Raw genomic sequence first — 17,675 nt, 5'->3', positions numbered from 1 at the left:
CTGGCTGTGACAGATGTCAGCTGTAGTATGCCTGCACGATCAAACCTATTCTGCTAAGTGTGCATTTCCATAAATCTAACAATAGCTAGATGCTGAAATTCTCTCAAAGGCTATAATTTACATCTGTTGCACCGAGAGATTAACTTGTGGATGTCATATTAGAACGATCGCACGAATTAAAACAAGCCTTAGTTGATTTTGTCCTTGATGCTGAAGGCGAACTGGCACAAGCACTAGAAGTTTATGCAGCAGAACAGTTACGCCGTGGAAGTGGGGATAGTACGCAGCAGGACTTAACCATCGATAGCTTTTTGACAGATGGAAAAGTCGGCGATAAGTCTCCATTAGAGTTGTTTATCGAAAGCCATCCAGATTTAGCAGAAAGCGATCGCAGCCTAATCAATAGTTGGCATCATAGTTTTATTGGCTTATTTGCCATCACTAATATTTTCCCTGATGGTTTTGAATTGAGGAACTGGTTGACAGATAAACACTACATTGTCAAGCCAAACAATACTCAAACATTACAGGCAATATCTCGGTTGAAGGTTGGAGAAATCTTGCTAACTCGCATTTCTCCCGTTACCGATAGCTACTGGATGTTTTCTGGTCCCTACACAATAATGGGTAAATTAGGTAAACCAAAACTTGCTGTAGCTATTGGTAATTTTAAAGAAAACTATAAAAGTAATCTTTACAGCGATGCTCCAGACTTACTAGAAGAAGCTTGGCAGTCAGTAGAAAAATATCATCAGCAGTTTGTGGACTTTTTTGGTACTGATGAAATCACACTACCTGGATACCAGCTTAATAAAAAAATAGCGGAGCTTCAAGAAGTAATTACTGAAAAAACCTTTGCAGCCGCAGGAATTGATACTTCTAAATCTCTTGCAGAAGTAGCAGAAGCAGCTGGAATTGGCGATGAGGAAATAAAAGCAGCTGCACAAGAATTTGGTGCAGATTCCAACATAGTCTCTGAGATGTTAAACAACAAAAGCAGCAAGAGCAAAATGGTGATGCCAAAGGTTGATTTGCCTGCTGAACTCAAGAAAGCAGAACAGGTAACGGCTCTTTCTCATCCCCGTTGGGGACAAATGTTTTTACCAACCTATAGTAAAGTACAAGCAATCTTATCGGCAGAGGACTGGCAAAGTGTTCAAGGGGCAGAAAAACTAATTCGCTACTACCTCGAAGATAAAAGTATTAATGCTTTTATTTGGCATAGATTAGCGCAACAGTATCCAACTCAATTAGAAAAGGTGTTGCAAACATTTTTACAACGTCCATTTAGGCTTGAAAGTGACTTGGATGCACTTTTGCAAGAATTCCACAAACCGATTGAGCCAGAGTTGCCAGACATTGCCAGTGTACCCATACATTTGCATAACTTATTTCAGGAAGCTTTAGGAGAAGTTAGCAAATCTAAGCCCAAGGGTAAAGGGCAACAAAAGCCAGCAAAGGGTTTTCAACGAAGCTAACAAATATATCCAACATTTTACCCTACTCACTTAGGGTTCTATGGTTTCCTTTCTTAAAATCGTTTTTAGGAGTGTATAGCTAGCTGTGCGCTCCCACAGAGTATTGTGTGAAATCAGTATCAAAAACGAGATTGAGGCTGGCTAGTTACATTTACAGATCGGTAGATAACAAATGAACAATCTCATCTACAATTTCTTCTGGACTCTCAAGCTTGACTAGAAATCGATTAAAACCAGCATTCAAAGCCTTATAGCTTGAGACTTCCCGTGTATAAGAAGTGATAGCGATCGCAGGCAACTGTCTTAAAAATTGGCGAGAATGCACTCGAATCTGCTCAATCAACCAATTTCCATCATGTTCGGGCAATTTCATATTGCACAGTAGAATATCGGGATGAAGCGATTCAACTAAGGCAAGAGCTTCTTCTGCATCAGTTAAAGCCATCACCTCTGCACCGGCTGCTTCCAAAATGAAGATGAGTAAGTCTGCAATATCTGGCTCATCCTCTACCAGTAAAATCAAGATTCCAACAAGCGGCTGGAGCGAATTTAATTCAGTTTCTTGATTCATTTTTTGATCTGTTGCCATGCCGTCCTTTTATTTCCTGCTAAAGTCTGCTATTTCTATTGCAGTGTATGCAGCGGAATAAGTATTCACCCTAAATATAGAAACTTGGGGTGAAAAGCTCTAGAACAGGCTTTAATTATTTTTTGGTAACAGGTAATTAGAAAAAAGTCCTTACCCATTACTCATGACTCATTACCGAGGTTCAGCCTGAGTTGAAACTGTTAATACCTGCGGTGGTGTAGCATCCGGTGGATAAAGAAAGTCTACTTCTACCAAAGAGCGATCGCCAGCTTTCATCTTTAATAAAACTAACGGTTCTCCTGGTTGACCTCTCTTTTGCACTAAATGCACAAACTGAGTTTGCAGCTGATTTTGGTCATTTTTGTAACGTACTCGCACTGTCCCTCGAAAGAATACTTGAGGAGCGGGTGTACTCAGAAAGCGTAACCCTGGTTTGACTAACCGATCTTCCTTGAGTGGTGTTTGTATCGACACACTAACAGTTTGAGGACTTTGAGTATTGTTGTATAACGGCAACTTCAGATTATATTGAATTCCATAGTTGCCATGAGCGCGATATGCGGTATCAGGATAGCGCACCAGCATAGGCGCACTTTGAATTTGACCAGTTCCTAATGTACCGCCATGCAGGGTACTCAGAGCGTAGGAAAACACTTGACCAGGCTGGGGAATGGTTAGATATCTAGCTTTAGGATTATCTACTAATAAGGCTCTCCATCGCGAACCACCAACCACTCCCGCAACACGCCCATAAATTCTTGGTTTGCCAGTTTCCTCTAAGGGAGTAGGAATTTTATCTCGTGGGCTAGCTAAATCACCATTATCTAGTAAATTCTGCCACTCTTCTAAGGTAGGCGATCGCTCGCTGCCATCAGGATTCTCCCGTGCAAACATCGCTAGGCTAGCTGCATAGACAGTGCCATCACTTTGCAGTCGTATGAATGTAGACCGACCATTTAAAGGTGGTGTCAATCCCTGTACAGGAATTGGTAAATTGAGTAACATCCGACTTTGCTTTGGTGGAATCTCAATTTGGGCAGGAAAAATCTCTTGTCGTACTCCCCGAAGCACATCAGACATGACGCGATCGCCTGGCCCGGCAAAAATTTTACCTAAAAGATTTTGGCTAAAAGATGGTAACTGAATAAATGGTGCATCCGGTTGACTTAAATAACTCGCCGCCTGCCAAATATTTACTTTCACTGGTTCCAAACTAGGGTTATGCAAGATTATCCCTAAATAAAGAGAACGCAAATTCTCTGGTGGTTCAGCCTTCGCAACGTGATGGGCAAAAATATCAAATCGTCCCCGAAAGGGAAAATTCAGATGCGCTGTTGGCACTTTTTTCCCATCTGGTGGAAAGGTGGAAAGTAAAATCCCTTCTTTCAAAACCAATTCTGGACTATTGCTGTTAAAGGTTGGCACTGTATCCAATTGTCCTGGTAAAGGACGTACTTCTTGTGGTTGGACGACTTCTTCAGGTGGTAGCTTGGCAGGAGTTGATTGGGCAATTGGAAAAATTAGTAACAATGGCAACATATACTTAGATATTTCTTTCACCATACAGACATTAACAACTTGATGAAAGTGCCAGTTTGTTAATAATTAATACGAAATCAGCAAGAATCTCCATCAAATTTTCTTGATTGAGAACCGGAACGTGGACAAAAATACAACGTGCTGTGAGTTTATTTTGGCTTAAGTAGTCCAACACTGAATAGTAAAGACCTTCACAGACAAATTTTCCACAGTCATAGCTAATCTGAATTTTTGCTGCTCCCGCCACTAATTTTTCTAAATCAACTTCTGTCTGCAAAACAATTTCTCCACAGCTAGCAACTGCTTCCACACTTAATTGTGTACCGCTTGCAGCCATGCCACAACAGATGATGTAATCAGGTTGGATTGCCTTGATTTTTTCCATTACCTGAGTACTAGCAAGTTGCACATCTACGGGTAACTGGCGTAAAAAAGTTAAGTCATGTGGTATCAACTCAAGTTTGCTCACTTCAAGTAATAAATCATCAGAAGAATTTGACTGTTGATCTTTTAGCCAAATGTCAAAAGAAGTTAATAGAATTCTTTTCTTCATAACAAATATTATTTAGAATAGAAAAACCCTCCATAATAAATTTACAAGGAGCAGGTAAATGCCAGTAATTGCGGTCGTAGATTACGAGATGGGAAATTTGCACTCAGTTTGCAAAGGGTTGGAAAAAGCTGGGGCAACTCCGAATGTTACTTATTCTCCAAAGGAATTAGAGCAGGCAGATGCTATAGTCCTACCGGGAGTGGGAGCATTCGATCCAGCAGTGCAACACCTGCGATCGCGTGGTTTAGAACAACCTATTAAAGAAGCGATCGCATCTGGTAAACCTTTTTTGGGAATTTGTTTAGGATTACAAATTCTGTTTGAATCAAGTGCCGAAGGTACTCAACCAGGGCTAGGAATTATCAAAGGAAAAGTGCGGCGGTTTCGTCCAGAAGCTGACATCACTATTCCTCATATGGGATGGAATCAACTAGAAATCACTCAACCAAAAAGTATTTTGTGGGAGCATTTACCGTCCGATCCTTGGGTATATTTTGTCCATTCCTACTATGTTGACCCAATAGACCCGCTAATCCGTGCAGCAACTATCACTCACGGTACTCAAACCGTCACAGCTGCGATCGCTCACGAAAACCTGATGGCAGTACAATTTCACCCCGAAAAATCCTCTAATATCGGATTGCAAATCCTGTCTAATTTCGTTGCTCAAGTCCGCGAAAAAATTCCTGCATAATTATTTTGTCATTTGTCCTTTGTCCTTTGTAAATAAATCAAAATCACCACCGACCATTAAACATTGACTAATGACCAATGACTAATGACTAATGACTAATAACTAATGAGCCTGAGAATTTACGGTAATCGCCAGCTAAAAACTTTACCAGGGAAAGAAACTAGACCCACTAGTGCGCGGGTAAGGGAGGCAGTATTTAATATTTGGCAAGGAGAAATTGCTCTTTGTCGCTGGCTAGATTTATGCGCTGGTACTGGTTCAATGGGCGCAGAGGCTTTGTGTAGAGGAGCCAGCCTAGTAGTGGGAATTGAACAATCGAGCCGAGCCTGTGCCACTATCCAACAAAATTGGCAGCAGTTAACTAATGCCGACCAGCAATTTCGGGTATTGCGGGGAGATATTACCCAGCAGTTAAAGATTTTATCAGGTAAGCAGTTTGATAGAATCTACTTCGATCCACCTTATGCCAGTGGATTGTACCAGCCAGTATTAGAAGCGATCGCTCATTATCAACTTTTAGATTCTAGCGGTGAAATCGCAGTTGAACACGCCTCACAAGGTTGGACACCGCCAGAGATTCCCGCTTGGGAAATTTGCCGCCAGAAAGTTTACGGCAACACATCACTTACTTTCTACAGAATTCGGAATCAGGAATCAGGAGCAGATAAAGGAGATGAAGAAGAATACGACTCCTAACTCCTAACTCCTAACTCCTAACTCCTAACTCCTAACTCAGCACTCCCTCATCCCCCCAGCTGATTGGGGCGCTTGTATTGCTTATATGCAGCGTAAAAAAGTCCAGCGAGAGTTACGAAAACTAGACCAAGGACAATACCTGATAGCAGGGGTTCAACCACTGTAAATCTCCTCTTTGTAATTATTAAATATTCGTTGCCTGTTTTTGATTTTACCAAATTTCGTATGAATCCTGCGCCCTACAGCCCTTTGGAGTGCGACTGGTCACAAAAAAATAGTCTTCTGTGCTTGCAGACACAATCAAGAACTTTTAAGCTATGTGTAGGAAATGAAAACTTTTTAGCACACCTAGACTTTCACAGCAAACCTTTTGGATAACCAGATTAACAAACCTGAAATTTTGATTCAGCGGATCGTTTTATTGACGCTGACTATACTGCTAGGAGTCCCTTTGGGCTTTTTTGGTGTTCAGTTGGTTCAAGCCTCCGATCCATACGTCAAGAGTGTTCTATCCCTAACAGGAAACCCAGTTCAAGGACACGCGATATTTCAAATTAACTGTGCTGGTTGTCATGGCTTGGAAGCAGACGGGCGAGTGGGGCCCAGTTTGCAAGCTGTTTCAAAGCACAAGTCTCGGTATGGGCTGATTCACCAAGTGATCAGTGGCGAAACACCGCCAATGCCAAAATTCCAACCTAGTCCTCAAGAAATGGCGGATCTTTTGAACTATTTAGAGTCTTTGTAGACCTAAGAGGATGTTTGGTTCAGAACTTTACGCAACTGGCACAAGCAATGGTGTGCGAAGCGCACCGAACACCCAAAAACTATATAGAAGGCAGCAATATCTGGACGTTTTAGTTGCTCAATTAAATAATTAAAAAGCAAATTGTGCTTGAGCTTGTAAATATCAAATACATTCTGGGTAATTAAATACTTATGTACTACTGGCTAGCGATCGCACTGTGCCAGTTGCGTAAGTTGTGTTTAGGAGCAAATTCCGTTAAGATACTTAGCCTAAGTTACAGTTTATGAAATTTAGGTTTTTTGTCGATTCGCGCAATACCTGCGGCAGGCTATGCGTAAGCACACCACAGATTTAGCTGAAGAGGCAAGAAACATCAACGAAACCTTCGTGAAGACTAACAATATTTGATACTTCAGAATACATACTTCCGACTTTACCTGATTGATGGGTAAATAAATTATGGCAGCCCACAATTATTAATAGTTCTTGAGCGCGAGAAAATGCAACGTTGACTCGTTCTGGTTTCTTTGCAAATCCCACATCTCCTTTGTTATTATTGCGAACCATACTGACAATTACAACAGGTCTTTCCATACCTTGAAATCTGTCTACTGTACCAGTACGAATTTCTAACGAAGGAAAAAGTTCAGATTGCAGACGTTCATCAATTTTTCTTAATTGAGCGCCATAAAATGTAATTACGGCAATTTCTTTTTTTGGTTCCCCATTAGCAACTTTAGAAGCCCAAGTATTTTCAAACTGATGACACAAACGTTCAATCGCATCAACTTCTGGAATATTGAAGTAAGAAGTTCCATTTCGTTGCTCTAAAAACTGATTTTCTATAGGCGTTTTTACCCAAATAAGATGCTGAGATTCTTGGATAATTTCGCTTGCTAAATGATGTGCGCGTTTTGTGTCCGCCTCTACAATACCAGATTCTAGTTTACCGTCATAAAACTGATTGATTGCACCCATAATAAATGGATGCATTCGATACTGTGTAGTTAGCATTTGTTTGATGCTTTCATCAGCAGATTCAAACTGACTTTTAAATAGTGATTCTTCTAAAAACTGTAGTTCGTTTCGTGTATTGCCAATTGTTTGAGCTACTTCTTCTAAAGTGCTAGTATCAAGCATGGGTGGTAATTGGCGATGATCGCCTACCATTACTAGCTTTTTGCCTTTCAAAGCTGGGATTAGTAACTCTGGTGGAGTACACTTACTAACCTCATCAATGATAACGACATCAAAAGATTTGAATTCTTCTGAAAAACCTCTATTTGCAGCTTGAACACAGGTGATACCGACGACATTAGCATTATCTAAATATATGCGTCTTAAATCGTCCCTATCGCCTTCAGTTGGCTCTCTTAATTTCCCTATCCAATCTTGAACAAAATTATGATATTTATTGAGATAAGTTTCGTCTATCTGGAGTTGTTGCTGCCAAGATTCAAACTGAGTATTGATATTGCGTAAAAACTCTATACTAAATAAGTCGGCTTGGGAATTTTCTGGTTTAAATTTATCAGGTATTGTTTGCCATTCTGTCAACCACCAGCTTCGTTCTTCTCTTAGGTTTCCTGATGGCTGCGGTTGTGACTTCTGATCTATTTCACGTAAATTAGTTTGTAATTTTTGTAGATGCTGTAGAGAAGTTTCAGTTTCTTCTTGTAACTTTGATAAATGCTCATTTAGAGAATGTTTAATTATCTTCAGTACAGCAAAAGGTTCTAATGATGATATTAAGGTTTCAAGCTGACTAATGGAAGTTTCCCAGTAATTTACTTGATTCGCAAATTCTTGGGGATGCTCCCAAATATTTGATTGTGTTGCCAGATATTTTTCAACTAAAATACGTAATTGAGAAGAGATATTTTTTTGATTCAGTTCTTGCAAAATATTAATCACTTGCCCAAGTTGGAAATTAGCATCCTGCTGTGCTTTTTCTACCTCAGCTTGAGTAATAGATATTTGCTGTTGGCTAACTTTATTTTTCTGAAGTTCATTTAATTGTCCTTGTAGATGCTGAAGTTGTTGCTCTGTTTCCGTTTTGACTTTTAAAACGCATTGACGCGCATTTGCAAGGATAATATCTAACAATTCTTGTGTAATACGGGTGAGAGTAGAGTCGATATTATTCCATTCCCATGATGTACCATAAGTCCGTTGCATTCTAATTAAGAAAACCTGGATATTCTCAACCAGTAATTTTCGTTGTTTGAGGTTGAGTAGCTGATAATTGTTAAACTGTTGATAGGTTTCTTGCCATTGAGTGCGATCGCTCTTTGATAGCACCATTGGAATCTGACTAAAATTTTCTTGTAAAAAATAGCTAAAATTATGCTGTTTACCCCGCCTGTCAGTAAAACCTCCGTCTATTTCATAAGCGATCGCCTTTGCTAATACTTCCCATTCAGGTAGATTTATTTTTTGATTGTTTGGTAAGATTGGGACTTTTAATGTATTAGCAAACATCAATAAACCTAGCGGCAAGTCAACTAAATTTTCTGTGAGTGGTACACCTGATTGATGACATTCTTTTAAAGTTTGATACAGATGAGAAGGTGCTGTAGATTTCCATTCTTTAACTGCTGAGATAATGTAATCTATTTCCCGTTTGCGGTTTTGCCATATCTGGATTGTTTGCTGTATATTTTGCAGTTTGGTATGATATTGCTGATAATCTGGTTGTAACTGATTCAACGAGGCGAAACTTTGTTTGACAACCTCCACTGATGCTGCAACTTCTAAGATGGCTTTACTTGCTTCTTGAGCATCAGTCAAAGAAGTTTTAAATCCAGAAATTTCTATTGCTACAGTTTTACGCAACCAAGCCGCTAAACCAAAAGCACCAAGCGCCGGACGCACAAAGCCAAGCTCATCAGTATATTTGATGATTTGACGAACATTTGCTAAAAACTCTTCTACTAAACTGTTACCTTCTGTGTAGGGTTTAAGAAGTGGCAATAAATCTGTAACTTCTGAAGCTTCCCAGTTGATATTTGGTAAAGTCTTTAATATATTTTCTAATTTGGCAATTAGTGATTCAACCTCGTTCTGTTTATCTACATTTTCGTTGTAATCTTTTTCTTGATTTTGAAAGGTTACCTCTAGTTTTATCTTATTTTCATTTAATTTAGTTTGTTGCTGATTAAATTCTTCCTCTGCTTGGAAGTAAGCGGTAAATCTTTGTGATAATGCCAGTAATTGAGTGAAAATTTTAATATTTTCCAGCCGTTGAGTCAGATTATTTTCGCAGTCAGTTGCAGTATTTTCTAGCCATCTGCCAATCACTTGGTCTTCTAAAAATGGCTGTCCTTCTTCCCCAACTTTTTCGGCTTTACCCTTGCGTACAGCGCGAATGACTGGGTTGTGAACTAATCGACTCAAGGCGTTATCTACTGCTAAATTGGCTTGAGAAGCAATTAGAGTGCGTCCCCCGCGAAGGGCAATTTGATAGCAAATCTCCGCAATTACGGTAGTTTTCCCAGTACCTGGTGGCCCTTGTATGAGAACAAGATCCTTTGCGGTAAGTACCTTCTCCACTGCTGCTTTCTGCCCAGGATTTGCAGAAGATAATAATAAATCTTGTGGTTGCAGTTCAACAGTTGTTTTGATCTGTCTAGCCTGAGAAGCATCAAATAAAAAGTTACCCAAATAGGGATTTTGAGTATAACCATTATTCAAATCATCTAAAGCTTTTTTCTTGCGCTGAATCTGTTGAATATCACCAACTGCCTCGAAACACAAAAATCCTGTATCTGGCAACTTATAACGCTCTGTTGCCATGAATTCAGCTAAGTCACGTTCTAATCTGAGGTTGATAATACAACGGTTGGGATCAATTTCTTCAACAGTCCCTAATTGACGACCGCTAATCCAATTTTTACCGACGGGAGCAGTTTCAAAAAGTTTTAAATCTTCGTTTTTTGTGCCTCTTGCTCGTTCCCAAAAATTATCTACTTCGAGGGAATTTTGATAAAAGCCGTCAAGGGTGGCTGAGTTTAGATCAATTTCAAAACTGATTCGTCTTTTGAAGTTATAGTTATGACTTACGTAACGCACACAAAATTGACGCGCTTTCGCGATTTTTTCTTCAATTTGCAAAAATGCTTTCCAAGCTTTTAGCTGATCTTCTGTAGGTATGTGGTCACCACAAACTGGTGCAGTAGCGATGCGCTTCAATGTCGCTGGCGGAATATCGAGATGATGCTGATGATTAGCTAGTAAACGCAAGCGACAAGGTATAGCATAGCTGTCGGCGTGTCCCCGTGAGAGTTGTAACAATTGAGCCGAAAGTATTTTTATACCGTCGCGTCCATCTTTTTGTACAGCTGCTCTAAATCCTAATGTTTTTCTGAGCTTGTCAAGTCTTGCGGGTAATGGAAAATCATCGGAGTCTGTTGCTATTGTCAAATCCCAGATTTCCTCTCTTGTTTCTTTCCCCGCACCTTTACGACGCACATAAAATAGAGAAGGCTTTTTACCGACACATTCATACATTAACTGATTGGCGCGATCGCGCCGCTCCCTAAAATCGGAATATGATTTCAAGGCAGCCTCACCTTCAAGATGGCGGATAAAGCTATCAATTGCTGAAGCTATAAACGTATAGCCCCAATCTTCAGAGGTTGTTTTAGTTTTCGAGGATTTTGCTGTTAGTTTATTTGCTACTGCACGAATACGTTCTGCATCGGATTCTGAGATTGTACTGGTATGACCTTTGACTAGTATGTTGAGCTTGTCGCAAATTAATAATAGCTTCTTGCTATCCAAATTCAATTCTTTTGCTAGTTCGTATATTCTGAGTTTGCCGTTGTTCATCCAGTACTGCCAATGCCTTCAAAATATGGTTTAAATTTAAACGCAAAGGGGCGCAGAGGTAAGCGCAGAGGAGCGCAAAGTTTATTTTAGTCCTATTCGCTACGAATTAAATTTGGCAATACTCTGCGTACCTTTGCGTTTACTTTGCGTTCCTCTGCGTTTAAAAACTTTACGATTTTGGCTAGTATTGCCCACTAAATGACTATAGTTTATAGTGACGGTAAACTTCACTAGCAGCCCGATGTAGCAGGGAATGCCGCCATACTAAAGATTTCATATCATCAGCGTAACCGCCGCCAATAACGCAGGCGACTGGATAACCGCTACTCATACAGGTACTCAGAACCTGCATTTCTCTGCGAAAAATGCCAGCATCAGTTAAGGCTAATTTGCCCAAGCGATCGCCTATATGAGGGTCAACGCCTGCATCATAAAATACTAAGTCTGGCTTGACTTTAGACAATAAATCTGATAAATAATTCGCCAAGGTTTGTAAATAAGCGTCATCTTCCATTCCTATCGGCAAAGGAACATCCAAATCGCTGTTTTGTTTCGTACCGGGGAAATTGACTTCGCAGTGCATGGAGAAAGTAAAAACGCTGTCGTCGTCTTGGAAGATAAAAGCTGTACCGTCTCCTTGATGCACATCCAAATCGACAATCAGGATTTTTTGGACGAGTCCGAATTTTTGTAAAACGCGACAAGCGATCGCTAAATCGTTGAAAATACAAAAACCAGACCCATAACTGGGAAAGGCATGGTGAGTTCCACCAGCAGTATTACAGGCTAAACCCTGACTTAGTGCCAGTTTTGCAGTCAGTATCGTACCACCTACCGCTACACAAGTACGATTTGCTAGTGCTGGACTCCAAGGTAAACCAATGCGACGTTGTGCTTTGGGGTCTAGGGTTCCTTCGCAATAAGCTTGAACGTAGCTTGGAGTATGGACTAACTCTATCAATTCTAGTAGCGGACGTTCGGGGGTGTGAAATTGTTCTTGATTCGCGACACCATCAGCTAACAGCAATTCGTAGAGTTGTCGGAACTTAGACATCGGGAAACGATGTCCTTCAGGTAGGGGAGCAATGTAATCTGGGTGGTAAATAATTGGCAAGTCCATAAGGAAAGAAAATCTCAAGCAGATAATCCGGCAAATAACAAGGTAAAATTTAGCCATAATTGCAGCAATAGTGCTGTTATCCTAAAATGTAAAACTCCAAATTTAAAATTTATATGATGGAATGGATTACGCCGATAGTGTTTATTGTATCTGGCTTTCTGGCTGGAATAATTGGTGAAAAAGTTATCTTTAAAAAACTAGAAACATTCGTTACTAATAAACGAATTGCCGGGAGTAAAATTCTATTTCACTCTCTACACCGGATGACTTTTCTTTGGTTTGTCATTGGCGGTTTTTTTTGGGCAGTTCTGAGCGCTCCCCTCAAGCCAAATGTTGCCATCGTACTGCAAAAAATTCTGACGATGGCATTACTATATTCAATAACTTTAGTCTTGGCTAAATTGACTGCTGGTTTCCTAAATTTATATATTCGCAGAGCAGAAGGGATTCCCACATCACTAATTTCTAACCTTGCTAAGATTACTGTTTTAGTTTTAGGAACATTAATCATCTTGCAAACGGTAGGCGTTCAAATTACACCAATAGTCACAACTTTAGGTATTGGTGGTCTAGCAGTTGGTTTGGCACTTCAAGACACACTTGCAAATTTGTTTTCTGGTTTTTACTTAGTTATTTCTAAGCAAGTTAGAACCGGGGACTATGTAAAATTAGATGCTGGACATGAGGGATATGTTATAGATATTTCTTGGCGGAATACGACCATTAAAGAAATTTCCAATAATGTAGTCATTGTTCCCAATTCTAAGCTGTCTTCGGCAATTTTCACCAACTATCATTTACCTGCAAAAGAAATTACTTTAACAATTGATGTGGGCGTAAGTTATGATAGCGATTTGGAAAAGGTTGAAAAAGTTACTGTAGAAGTTGCTAAAGAAGTTATGCAAGAAATTGCACCGGAATTAAAAGATAATGAACCATATATCAGATTTCATACTTTTAATGATTTTAGTATAGATTTTACGCTTTATATGCGGGTAAGTGAATATTTCGATCAGCGGATTGGTAAACATCTATTTGTCAAAAAATTACACAAACGCTATCAACAAGTAGGAATTCAAATTCCTTTTCCGATTAGAAAAGTCTATATGCAAGATAATTCAGCTATGGAAAAAAATTAGTAGTTGCCATGTTATTAAACTAACATGGCAAGCAGTATGTCCTCGAATTTAAATTGCCAATGCTCGTTTTTCTAATGGTAGTTCAAAGCGATCGCCTGGTTTTGGCTCAAATACCCGCGTCGAAAGATTGTTCTTTTCTAATAACGAACAAAATTCCTCAGCACTTCCTTTAGTTTGAATGAGTTTCATCAGCAAGCCCTCAAAGGACACATCTCCACCAGCCGCAGTAGGTATTATTACTTGAGGCTGTAATGATCTGACGACTTCTAAAGCACTATTTTGTCCTTTAATAATCGGCCCAAGCAAAGGTAGCGTCATGTCAATGAATGGTGTAATCACTACATCGATAGGTGCAGATTGCTGAAGTTGTGGAGAATGATACCCGTGAGGCTCATAGTATACAGTTAAACCACTTTCCAATTCTTTGAGGAGATAACTATTTTCTACCAGAGTCGGGCCAATTGGAGAGCCAGGGAAAGCCTTGATTTCTACTTGATTATTTAAAGTGAAAGTTTCACCATGAGCCAATACTGTTACTTGGGTGTAATCTAAATGCTGTACTACCTTAGCGGCATTGGGAGAAGCTACAACCTTGATGCTGCGATCTAACAGCTTGAGCGTTGGTGGGTGAGCATGGTCTTCTAAACCCTGAGATAGCAGGATCAAATCAATATTATCTGGGATTGGACGATTTTGCGATCGCGAACCTTTAAATAACCAATCCAAATTGCTAAAAATCAACGAACCAACCAGCCAAGGGTCAATTAGTATTCGTTGTCCGCCAATTTCCAGCAGCCAAGAGTTGCTGTCTAACCAAGTTAGAAACATAAACTTATGTGAAGATAACGCCTACTTTCATTATCAATGATGTCAGCTTTATTGCAGGCATTGAAGTTACTACTGCGTTCTCACCACAGAGCGATCGTAATTTCAATTATAGTAATTTTTACCTATAGCTCTAAAGATCATCTCCCCAGATCCAACGATAAAATAAGTAACACATCTTCCACCGATAAACTAAGAGTACTGGCAATCTGTTCTATACTCAAGCCTAACTCCAATAATCTAGGTATTGCATCCTGTCGCGCTTGTTCTGCTTCTTGTCGCGCTTGTTCTGTTTCTTTATGACTTAACAATTTTCTCCCAGTTTGGGGGTTAAAAAACCGCAATTCTCCGTCAATCAATCTGAGGTCTAAACCCAATACTTCACTGTGAATAGACGAGACACCATCGGGTAAAAAGTTGGATGTAATCGGTTGATATTTGCCCTCCAATAAATAAGAACCCTTTAGTCGTGGGTTGAGGTAATCTCCGGTTGGGTCATACTGAAAATACTCTTGCACACCTAAAAGTGAATATTTCTTGGGTTTATCCTCTTCATCGTTTTCTTGGGTGCTTGCAGAAGTGATTTCCAAAATAAAATTAGGGACTTTACCCCCTTCTTCCCAAACCTTGTAGCTGACGCGCTTTTTCTTGTCTACCTCAAATACCACAAAGACATCAGGAGCAATCACAGCGCTAGGAATGCCCTTTTTGTAGTAAACAAATAGATTCCCCGATACGTAAACATCACTTCGATCTTGGAAATAAATGTCTAAGGCTTCTACAGCATAAATTAGATAATCCCGTGCTGGATCGCTCTCTGCCATTGGTTTACCATCAGAACTGGGGTAGATAATTTCGGTCTTGAGTTGGTTAGCAGAAAGGGTCATGGTCGCTTCTCTCCGAGACGCTATGCGTAGCAAGATCCCCAAAGGGGTACGCTCCAATTCAAAATAGGTTATAGGGCAAAGACTTTAACTCAACTGGAACTGATTTTAAAATAGCATTTTGTTGAAACTTCATTTTAGGTCAGAGAAAATTACTATATTTGAAGAAAGACTTTATTAATCTTAATAATGACTGTAACTACACAACAGCTTCCAACTCAAGACGCCTTTGAAAAATTTATTTGGACTTGGCAGGGTTACAAAATTCAGTACACTGTCATGGGTACAGGACGCCCTTTGGTTCTGGTTCACGGCTTTGGCGCTTCCATTGGACACTGGCGCAAAAATATCCCGGTTTTAGCTGATGCTGGCTACCAGGTATTTGCCATAGACCTTTTGGGTTTTGGTGGTTCCGATAAAGCGCCCATTGATTACAGTGTGGAAGTTTGGGTGGAACTGCTGAAAGATTTCTGCACAGCACACATACACGAACCTGCTGTATTTATTGGCAACTCCATCGGCGCACTTTTGAGCTTGATTGTACTGGTAGAACATCCAGAAATTGCTGCTGGTGGTATTTTAATTAACTCTGCGGGTGGGTTGAGTCATCGTCCTCACGAATTGAACCCGCCACTACGGATTGTGATGTCAACTTTTAATCGGTTTGTGCGATCGCCAATTACAGGTAAATTGGTCTATAATCGCATCCGCCAAAAAGCCCAAATTCGCCGCACTCTGTACCAAGTTTACCGGAACCGTGAAGCTGTCACCGATGAATTAGTTGATCTACTTTATACTCCCTCTTGCGACCCAGGAGCGCAACAAGTCTTCGCATCTATACTCACAGCCCCTCCTGGCCCAAGCCCAGAGGAACTTTTGCCCAAAGTAGAACGTCCTTTATTAGTAATTTGGGGTGCTGACGACCCTTGGACACCAATTACCGGGGCCAAGATTTACGAAAAGGCACGGGAGAATGGCAAAGATATCAAAATTGTTCCCATTCCCAATGCCGGTCATTGTCCTCACGATGAGGTTCCAGATGTTGTCAATGCCCAGATTGTCGATTGGCTAGCGCAAAGGTAATCATTTCGCCTTTCTGCCGATATGTATTAGCCCAAGCAGGGTAAAAATGGGGCTAACAATCTGGGTGAGTGGATCTTAATCTTTTAATTGCGCCTTGACATAATCAAACTCGTATGGTATGTGAAATGGAGCTTGATATGCGTAATGGAGATAAAGGGGTAATACCCTTAAATCACCATCCAGATTTTTCAGAACTTGGCTATCAAGTCATCAGCGAACTAGGACGCAACCGAGAAGGGGGACGGATTACTTATCTAGCTAATGTTTTGAAATCTAATCAACAGGTGGTAATTAAAGAGTTTTGTTTTGCTCGTGCAGGTGCTGATTTATCAGGTGTGAAAGCATATCAGCGCGAAATAGAAATCTTGCAACAACTCAATCATTCCCGCATTCCTCGCTATATAGATTGCTTTGAAATGCCAGGGGCTTTTTATCTGGTGCAGGAATATAAAAATGCCCCATCCTTGGGATTAAAACGCAGCTTTCATCCTGAAGAAATTAAGCAAATTGCTCTGTCAATCTTAGAAAGTTTGGTTTATCTGCAAAAGCAAGTTTCCCCAATTATTCATCGGGATATTAAGCCAGAGAATATTTTGGTTGATGAAAAACTAAATGCTTACCTGGTTGATTTTGGATTGGCTAGAAGACAGAGTGAGAAAGTAGCTCTGAGCAGCTTTATAGCCGGAACTCCAGGTTTTATGCCACCAGAGGAACAGTTTGGTCATTCCCTGACAGAGGCATCAGATTTATATAGTTTAGGAGCAACACTAATTTGCTTACTTACTAATACCCGTTCTGTTGAGATTGGCAAATTAATTGATGATAACTATCGCTTTAATTTCCAGCAATTAGTTCCTCAAATAAGTCCCCGTTTCCGGCGGTGGTTGATGAAAATGGTGGAACGTAACCGAAAACGCCGCTATGCTAATGCAGCTATTGCTTTAAAAGCACTTGGGACAATTGAGGTTGTTGGTAGTGCGACTGGGTTAGATAATTTCATCAGTACAATCAAACCTAGAAAACGAGCTACTTTGTTGGGACTAGCTACTGTTGTTACACTGGCTGCGGTTGCGGGAACTTTGATGAGTTATCAGTCTGGTAATACGGCTAGGCAATTGTTGGAAGCTAGAGAATGTCAAAGTTTTGATTTAAGCTCAGGTTGCCAATAAAAAATCGAAAATTAAGATTAATTAGGTTGCATCTGGCTAAGGATTACAGTGGTTTTCAATTGAATAGACTACACGCTAAGGGGCACAATATATTGTGCCCCTAAAATTATGTATATTCCACGCTTGTGAAAATTGCTGGAATTTGCATGAGTATCAAATACTCGTCAACGGAGATAAAAGGTGGATTCATCTAGTTCCAATACTCGTCAACGGAGATAAAAGGTGGATTCATCTAGTTCAAATACTCGTCAACGGAGATAAAAGGTGGATTCATCCAGTTCAAATACTCGTCAACGGAGATAAAAGGTGGATTCATCCAGTTCAAATACTC

The 17,675-nt window shown here is 40.1% G+C and carries 15 protein-coding genes; 7 read left to right on the top strand and 8 right to left on the bottom strand.

Annotation, left to right across the window (positions count from 1 at the left end; translation table 11 throughout):
- The first annotated feature begins 146 nt into the window (after window positions 1-146).
- Complete coding sequence (locus tag RM049_RS20890; protein ID WP_322705532.1) at window positions 147-1,478, top strand: hypothetical protein; 1,332 nt, start codon at window positions 147-149, stop codon at window positions 1,476-1,478.
- A 151-nt stretch (window positions 1,479-1,629) separates the two neighbouring features.
- Here RM049_RS20890 and RM049_RS20885 read toward each other — a convergent pair whose 3' ends face one another.
- From RM049_RS20885 to RM049_RS20875, 3 genes are all read right to left on the bottom strand, one after another.
- A complete protein-coding gene (locus RM049_RS20885) occupies window positions 1,630-2,067 on the bottom strand; it encodes a response regulator (protein WP_322674228.1) in 438 nt (145 codons plus the stop codon).
- A gap of 171 nt (window positions 2,068-2,238) precedes the next feature.
- Entirely contained in the window at window positions 2,239-3,606 is a 1,368-nt protein-coding gene (locus tag RM049_RS20880; RefSeq protein ID WP_322705555.1) for a DUF3370 domain-containing protein, read from the bottom strand.
- 31 nt (window positions 3,607-3,637) lie between these two features.
- Window positions 3,638-4,159: a peptidase C15 gene (locus tag RM049_RS20875; protein WP_322705531.1), complete on the bottom strand. Its 522-nt coding sequence runs from the start codon at window positions 4,157-4,159 to the stop codon at window positions 3,638-3,640.
- 58 nt (window positions 4,160-4,217) lie between these two features.
- Between RM049_RS20875 and hisH the strand changes: the two genes are divergently transcribed.
- Window positions 4,218-4,853, top strand: coding sequence for an imidazole glycerol phosphate synthase subunit HisH (gene hisH / locus RM049_RS20870; protein ID WP_322674225.1), 636 nt, complete (start codon window positions 4,218-4,220; stop codon window positions 4,851-4,853).
- A gap of 105 nt (window positions 4,854-4,958) precedes the next feature.
- Window positions 4,959-5,549: a 16S rRNA (guanine(966)-N(2))-methyltransferase RsmD gene (rsmD, locus tag RM049_RS20865; RefSeq protein ID WP_322705530.1), complete on the top strand. Its 591-nt coding sequence runs from the start codon at window positions 4,959-4,961 to the stop codon at window positions 5,547-5,549.
- 47 nt (window positions 5,550-5,596) lie between these two features.
- Here rsmD and petG read toward each other — a convergent pair whose 3' ends face one another.
- The gene (petG, locus tag RM049_RS20860) at window positions 5,597-5,710 is read right to left on the bottom strand and encodes a cytochrome b6-f complex subunit V (protein WP_063721252.1); all 114 of its coding nucleotides are present in this window, start codon (window positions 5,708-5,710) and stop codon (window positions 5,597-5,599) included.
- Window positions 5,711-5,919: 209 nt separating this feature from the next.
- Between petG and RM049_RS20855 the strand changes: the two genes are divergently transcribed.
- Window positions 5,920-6,294, top strand: a complete 375-nt coding sequence (locus RM049_RS20855) for a cytochrome c (protein ID WP_322674223.1) — start codon at window positions 5,920-5,922, stop codon at window positions 6,292-6,294.
- 351 nt (window positions 6,295-6,645) lie between these two features.
- Here RM049_RS20855 and RM049_RS20850 read toward each other — a convergent pair whose 3' ends face one another.
- A complete protein-coding gene (locus RM049_RS20850) occupies window positions 6,646-11,124 on the bottom strand; it encodes a translation initiation factor IF-2 N-terminal domain-containing protein (protein WP_322705529.1) in 4,479 nt (1,492 codons plus the stop codon).
- 202 nt (window positions 11,125-11,326) lie between these two features.
- On the bottom strand, window positions 11,327-12,244 hold the full coding sequence (locus RM049_RS20845; RefSeq protein WP_322674221.1) for a histone deacetylase: 918 nt from the start codon (window positions 12,242-12,244) through the stop codon (window positions 11,327-11,329).
- A 113-nt stretch (window positions 12,245-12,357) separates the two neighbouring features.
- Between RM049_RS20845 and RM049_RS20840 the strand changes: the two genes are divergently transcribed.
- Window positions 12,358-13,383: a mechanosensitive ion channel family protein gene (locus RM049_RS20840; RefSeq protein WP_322690436.1), complete on the top strand. Its 1,026-nt coding sequence runs from the start codon at window positions 12,358-12,360 to the stop codon at window positions 13,381-13,383.
- 48 nt (window positions 13,384-13,431) lie between these two features.
- Here the strand turns inward: RM049_RS20840 and RM049_RS20835 are convergent, their stop codons facing one another.
- Complete coding sequence (locus RM049_RS20835) at window positions 13,432-14,211, bottom strand: MBL fold metallo-hydrolase (protein ID WP_322690437.1); 780 nt, start codon at window positions 14,209-14,211, stop codon at window positions 13,432-13,434.
- A gap of 137 nt (window positions 14,212-14,348) precedes the next feature.
- Window positions 14,349-15,095, bottom strand: coding sequence for a Uma2 family endonuclease (locus RM049_RS20830; protein WP_322690438.1), 747 nt, complete (start codon window positions 15,093-15,095; stop codon window positions 14,349-14,351).
- A 186-nt stretch (window positions 15,096-15,281) separates the two neighbouring features.
- Here RM049_RS20830 and RM049_RS20825 point away from each other — a divergent pair, with 186 nt between their 5' ends.
- Window positions 15,282-16,175: an alpha/beta fold hydrolase gene (locus RM049_RS20825; protein WP_322705528.1), complete on the top strand. Its 894-nt coding sequence runs from the start codon at window positions 15,282-15,284 to the stop codon at window positions 16,173-16,175.
- 125 nt (window positions 16,176-16,300) lie between these two features.
- Window positions 16,301-17,344, top strand: a complete 1,044-nt coding sequence (locus tag RM049_RS20820) for a serine/threonine-protein kinase (RefSeq protein ID WP_322690440.1) — start codon at window positions 16,301-16,303, stop codon at window positions 17,342-17,344.
- Window positions 17,345-17,675 lie beyond the last annotated feature (331 nt).

The organism is Nostoc sp. DedQUE04, from assembly GCF_034530995.1.
Lineage (GTDB): Bacteria > Cyanobacteriota > Cyanobacteriia > Cyanobacteriales > Nostocaceae > Nostoc.
Note: the sequence above shows the minus strand (reverse complement) of the source record. Positions and strands in the feature narration are given on the sequence as shown.

What these genes read in the sequence shown, in the direction of transcription:
- RM049_RS20885 (WP_322674228.1), bottom strand. Translation starts at nt 2,067, where the DNA reads ATGGCAACAGATCAAAAAATGAATCAAGAAACTGAATTAAATTCGCTC.
- RM049_RS20880 (WP_322705555.1), bottom strand. Translation starts at nt 3,606, where the DNA reads ATGTTGCCATTGTTACTAATTTTTCCAATTGCCCAATCAACTCCTGCC.
- RM049_RS20875 (WP_322705531.1), bottom strand. Translation starts at nt 4,159, where the DNA reads ATGAAGAAAAGAATTCTATTAACTTCTTTTGACATTTGGCTAAAAGAT.
- hisH (WP_322674225.1), top strand. Translation starts at nt 4,218, where the DNA reads ATGCCAGTAATTGCGGTCGTAGATTACGAGATGGGAAATTTGCACTCA.
- rsmD (WP_322705530.1), top strand. Translation starts at nt 4,959, where the DNA reads ATGAGCCTGAGAATTTACGGTAATCGCCAGCTAAAAACTTTACCAGGG.
- RM049_RS20850 (WP_322705529.1), bottom strand. Translation starts at nt 11,124, where the DNA reads ATGAACAACGGCAAACTCAGAATATACGAACTAGCAAAAGAATTGAAT.
- RM049_RS20845 (WP_322674221.1), bottom strand. Translation starts at nt 12,244, where the DNA reads ATGGACTTGCCAATTATTTACCACCCAGATTACATTGCTCCCCTACCT.
- RM049_RS20840 (WP_322690436.1), top strand. Translation starts at nt 12,358, where the DNA reads ATGATGGAATGGATTACGCCGATAGTGTTTATTGTATCTGGCTTTCTG.
- RM049_RS20835 (WP_322690437.1), bottom strand. Translation starts at nt 14,211, where the DNA reads ATGTTTCTAACTTGGTTAGACAGCAACTCTTGGCTGCTGGAAATTGGC.
- RM049_RS20830 (WP_322690438.1), bottom strand. Translation starts at nt 15,095, where the DNA reads ATGACCCTTTCTGCTAACCAACTCAAGACCGAAATTATCTACCCCAGT.
- RM049_RS20825 (WP_322705528.1), top strand. Translation starts at nt 15,282, where the DNA reads ATGACTGTAACTACACAACAGCTTCCAACTCAAGACGCCTTTGAAAAA.
- RM049_RS20820 (WP_322690440.1), top strand. Translation starts at nt 16,301, where the DNA reads ATGGAGCTTGATATGCGTAATGGAGATAAAGGGGTAATACCCTTAAAT.